At 77.2% G+C, this 4916-nt stretch carries 4 protein-coding genes and 1 pseudogene; all 5 read right to left on the reverse strand.

Going from position 1 to position 4916, the window contains the following annotated elements; translation table 11 throughout:
• Nucleotides 1–206, reverse strand: a pseudogene (locus tag ACYVQV_RS18860) (hypothetical protein); the annotation flags it as partial.
• A gap of 344 nt (nt 207–550) precedes the next feature.
• Nucleotides 551–1864: a PhoH family protein gene (locus ACYVQV_RS18865; RefSeq protein WP_461024859.1), complete on the reverse strand. Its 1314-nt coding sequence runs from the start codon at nt 1862–1864 to the stop codon at nt 551–553.
• A gap of 353 nt (nt 1865–2217) precedes the next feature.
• On the reverse strand, nt 2218–2529 hold the full coding sequence (locus ACYVQV_RS18870; RefSeq protein WP_461024860.1) for a hypothetical protein: 312 nt from the start codon (nt 2527–2529) through the stop codon (nt 2218–2220).
• Between the two features lie 153 nt (nt 2530–2682).
• Nucleotides 2683–3093 (reverse strand): hypothetical protein, encoded by a 411-nt coding sequence (locus tag ACYVQV_RS18875; RefSeq protein WP_461024861.1) that lies wholly within the window; start codon nt 3091–3093, stop codon nt 2683–2685.
• Between the two features lie 152 nt (nt 3094–3245).
• Nucleotides 3246–4916: LuxR C-terminal-related transcriptional regulator (locus ACYVQV_RS18880; protein ID WP_461024862.1), on the reverse strand; the 1671-nt coding region annotated here is incomplete at its 5' end.

The raw sequence follows: 4916 nt of genomic DNA on the forward strand, positions 1-4916 counted from the left end.
CGGGCGGCGCCGCGGGCGTGCTGGGCGTCCAGCTCGCGGGCGGCGTCGTGGGCGTCGACCCGCGACTGCGCCTGCGCGGACAGCGCGGGGACGGGCTCGGGGCCGGCCGCCTGGGTGGCGACGCCGAACCCCGCCCCGCCCACGGCGAGGGCGGCGGCGACGGCGGTGGCGGCGACGACGGGTCGCCGCAGGAGCTCTCGGATCACGGGGTGGCTGGTGCCTCTCGTCGGGGGCGCCGGTCGCGGCGCTCTCGTCCACCCCGTCAGCAGCCGGCGACGACCTCGACGTCGTCGCGACCGGTCACCGCCACGGGCTCTCGGCCGCTGGGGCAGGCTCAGGCGGTGCAGCGCACCGTCCCGGACGTCCCGGGCACCCTGCGGGTGCCTCAGGCGCCGTCCGGACCCCCGGGCTGACGGTGCGCACGGGGTGCTTGCGTGCTCCACCATGCGCGGAACCACGCCGCCGTGTCCAATCCGTGACCTTCCGGAGGCCGGGACGTGACGGACGCCTCGGTCCCGCCCGGTCCGAGGCGTCCGTCGGCGGGAGGCGCTCAGACGTCCAGGCCCTCCAGCATCTCGGTGACCAGCGCGGCCACCGGCGACCGCTCGGACCGGGTCAGCGTCACGTGCGCGAACAGCGGGTGCCCCTTGAGCGCCTCGATGACGGCGGCCACGCCGTCGTGCCGGCCCACCCGCAGGTTGTCCCGCTGCGCCACGTCGTGGGTCAGGACGACCCGGCTGTTCTGGCCGATGCGGCTCAGCACCGTGAGCAGCACGTTGCGCTCCAGCGACTGGGCCTCGTCCACCACGACGAAGGCGTCGTGCAGGCTGCGGCCGCGGATGTGGGTCAGCGGCAGCACCTCGAGCATGCCGCGGTCCATGACCTCCTCGACGACCTCCTGGCTGACCATCGCGCCGAGGGTGTCGAAGACCGCCTGGGCCCAGGGGTTCATCTTCTCGGAGGCGTCACCGGGCAGGTAGCCGAGGTCCTGGCCCCCCACCGCGTACAGCGGGCGGAACACGACGACCTTGCGGTGCTGCCGCCGCTCGAGCACCGCCTCCAGGCCCGCACACAGGGCGAGCGCCGACTTGCCGGTGCCCGCCCGGCCGCCGAGGGACACGATGCCGACGTCCGGGTCGAGGAGCAGGTCCACCGCGACGCGCTGCTCGGCGCTGCGACCGTGGACGCCGAAGACGTCGCGGTCGCCGCGGACGAGCCGCACCTGCTTGTCCGGCCCGACGCGCCCCAGCGCCGACCCGCGGGGCGACAGCAGCACCAGCCCGGTGTGGCACGGCAGGTCGCGGGCGGCGTCCAGGTCGAGGTGCTCGCGGTCGTAGAGCTCGGCCATCTGCTCGGCGGAGACGTCCAGCTCCTCCATGCCCGTCCACCCGGAGTCGACCGCCAGCTCGGCGCGGTACTCCTCGGCGTCCAGGCCGACGGCCGACGCCTTGACCCGCATCGGCAGGTCCTTGGACACGACCGTCACCCGCCGACCCTCCGCGGCCAGGTTCTTGGCCACCGCGAGGATGCGGGTGTCGTTGTCCCCCAGCCGGAAGCCCGCGGGCAGCGAGGACGGGTCGGTGTGGTTCAGCTCGACCCGGACGGTCCCGCCGTCCCGCAGCGGCAGGGGCGCGTCCAGGCGCCCGTGCTCGATCCGCAGGTCGTCCAGCAGCCGCAGCGCCTCGCGCGCGAAGTAGCCCAGCTCGCTGTGGTGGCGCTTGGCCTCCAGCTCGGTGACCACGACGACGGGCAGCACGACCTCGTGCTCGTCGAAGCGCAGGACCGCGCGCGGGTCCGACAGCAGGACGGAGGTGTCCAGGACGAAGGTGCGCTGCTCAGCGGTGTGCTCTGCCGTACGTGCCACAGGTGCTCCCGACCCCGGGCGCGGCCGCCCGGTCGCTCGCGGGTGAGGTGGTCGCGGACACCGCCCGCAGGGGCTGCGGACGGGTCCGGCCCCCTCCCCGGAGCAGCGATCGCGGCGACGGTCTCCCCGTCACCACGGCCTGTCGCTCCATCGGCGGCCTCCCGGCCGGGTGGCACCGGACCACCCGACGCGCTCGACGCTACGCCCGGGCGCTGACGGCCCCTACGCGACACGCCTGCACCGGGACGCACGTCACCTGCCGGTCACGCGCACGTCACCGGGCGTGACGCCCGCGTGACCGGCAGGGCGGACGGACGCCGCCCGCGGCTCGGCGGGGCGACGCGGTGGTGTCGTCAGCGGTGACCCGGGGTGCCGATGTGGGGTGGGCCGAGCACCGCGCGCGGCGCGACCCACGTGGCCCGCGCCCGCGAGGGGTTGACGAGCGCGTCGACGGTACGGCGCGTCACGGGGTCCTCGACGCTGAGCCGCAGCACCGTGCCGTCGCGGACGGCGGCCGCGACGCGCTGCGCGACGGCCTCGTGGTCGGTGCCCCACGGCAGCAGCAGCTCGATGTCGTCCAGGCGGACGACGTGCCGCAGCTGGGGCTGGTCGAGGTCACCGGGGTCGGCGGGACCGCTGGTCGGGTGGGCGGGTGACGGGCACATGGTGGCTCCTCGGGAGTCGGTGGTCGGGTCGTGGTGGTGCTGTCAGGAGCTGGTGTCGGGCAGTGGTCCGGGCGGGCGACGTGGTCGGTGGTGGGCCCGGGTCGTGCCGGGTCCTCGTGGGACCCGGCACGACCCGGTCAGGTCGCGGAGCGGTCACTCCCAGACCTGGTAGCGCAGCTCGTACAGCGCCCCGGCGCCCTCGAGCTCCACGGTGGCCGTGTGCGCCCAGCAGCCGGCGGCCGAGGAGTCGATCTCCCGGGACGTCGGCCAGTCGCGCTCCCGCAGGCCGTAGGGCACGGTGCCCGTGAAGTTCTCGCGGGGGCGGCCGAGGGACGCGTTGCGCGTCCAGTTGTTGGTGAAGGTGAAGACGCCGTACTGGTCGTCTCCCAGCTCGAGCAGGATCTCGTCCTGCCCGTCGCCGTCCTGCAGGTCCCTGGACGTGACGCTGAGGACCTCGATCGTGCAGATGTTCGACGCCGACGCGGGGGCGGCGCCGAGCAGCGCCGTGCCCGCGACGAGGCTGCCGGCTCCTGCGAGGAGCGTGGCGGTCCGTAGTGCGCGCATGGTGGTTACCTCCTGTGTCGTCCGGACTCCGTCCGGTGCGTGCCCCCCGGGGTGGGGAACACGACCAGGAGGGGCGGGTCGAACCCTGGCGGACTACGGGGAAACCCTCGGTCGGGGCGCGGTCCCGGCGGCGCACGGGCGCCCCGACCGGGTCACGCCCCGTCGTCGGCGCCGGGTGACGGGGTGAGCAGGTGCGCCGCGCGGGCCGCCTCCACCCGGTTGCGGGCGCCCAGCTTCGCGAGGACGTGCGAGACGTGTGCCTCGGCGGTCTTGTCGCTGATGACGAGCCGGCGGGCGATCTGCCGGTTCGTGCACCCCTCCGCGACCAGGGCGAGGACCTCCCGCTCCCGGCCGGTCAGCATCGCGGTCGCGTCGCGCGGACGACGGCGGGCGGGCTCGGAGCCCGCGCCGAGCGGCAGGGTGCCCCGCCGGGCGACCGTCCTGACGACGCGCAGCAGGGGCTCCGCGCCCAGCTCGGCGGCGACCTCGTGGGCCCGGCCGAGCGGAGCGGTCGCCGCACCCGGCCGCCCGGCCTCGACGTGGGCCTGCGCCGTCCGGACCAGCGCGTAGGCCTCGTCGTGGCGGTGCCCGGTGCCCGCCCAGCCGTCGGCGAGCGCCTGCCAGTCGTCGGGGTCCAGCCGCGACGCCCCACCGTGCGCGCGGCGCGCCTCGGCCTCGCACCACCGGCGCAGCAGGACCGCCTCGGGGGCGTGGTCCGACCAGTCCCCGGCCCGGCGGGTCGCCGCGGCGAGCAGAACGGCCCGCGCGGCGGCGGGGTCGTCGGGCCGGCGGAGCCTGTCCCGCGTCGCGGGCAGGTCCGCCAGGGCGGCGAGGCCGGTGGCGCACAGGCGCAGGCCGTCGACGCCGGTGGTCCGCGGGACCGCGCTGACGGCGACCGTGACGGTCTCGGCCGGCCGCCCCGCCGCCGCGTGCACGACCGCGCGCGCCAGGACCAGCTCCGCGTCGAAGGCGGGCTGGCCCCGTGGCCCGCTCTCCTCGGCCGCGCGCAGCGCCTCGTCCGCCGGCCCGGGCTCACCGCGCAGCGCGTGCACCCGGGCCACCAGCGCGGAGAGGAACGCCGAGGTCGTCGGCGGCGCGCCGGCCCCCCGTGCCGCCTCCGCGGCGGCGAGGACCTCCGGCCAGCGCGCGAGCGCGAGGGACGACGCGGCGACGTTGACGTGCAGCGGCGCCCCCAGCGTCCCGGCCAGGCCGCGGACGGCGAGCCTGGCCAGGGCCTCCCGGCCGACCAGGACGCAGGACGCGTGGTCGGTGACGTTGGCCAGCACGTAGCAGCGGTTGACGGCGACGCGCGCCTGCACCGCGACGCCCGCCCCGGCCGCAGCCGCGTCGGCGTCCTCGAGCAGACCCAACCCGGCACGCACGTCACCGGCGGCTGCGGTGCACACGCCCTGGGTGGTCAGCGCGTAGGCACGCACCTCGTCGTCCCCCGCGGCCCGTGCCGCCGCGACGGCCTCGGCGCTGCGGCGGGCGCCGTCGGCGAAGCGGCCGAGCACCATCAGCCGGGACCCGTCCGCGGCCGCGACGCGCGCCGCCTCGGGAGTCCCCGGGGCGGCGCGGGCCAGCGCGGCCGCCTCGTCGAGGACGGCGAACGCCGCGGGCGCGTCGCCGCGTGCGAACAGGCACGCCTGCAGCCGGTCGAGCAGGAGCAGCCGGCCGGTCAGCGGGACCCCGCCCGCGGGCTCGTCGACCGCGCCGGGGGGCCCGCCGACGAGCTCGCGGCGCAGCAGGTCCACGGCCGTGCCGTCGTCGCCGCAGCGGCGCAGTGCGTCGGCGGCCTCGACGACCAGCCGCCACCCGTCCTC

It is taken from the genome of Thalassiella azotivora (assembly GCF_054781695.1).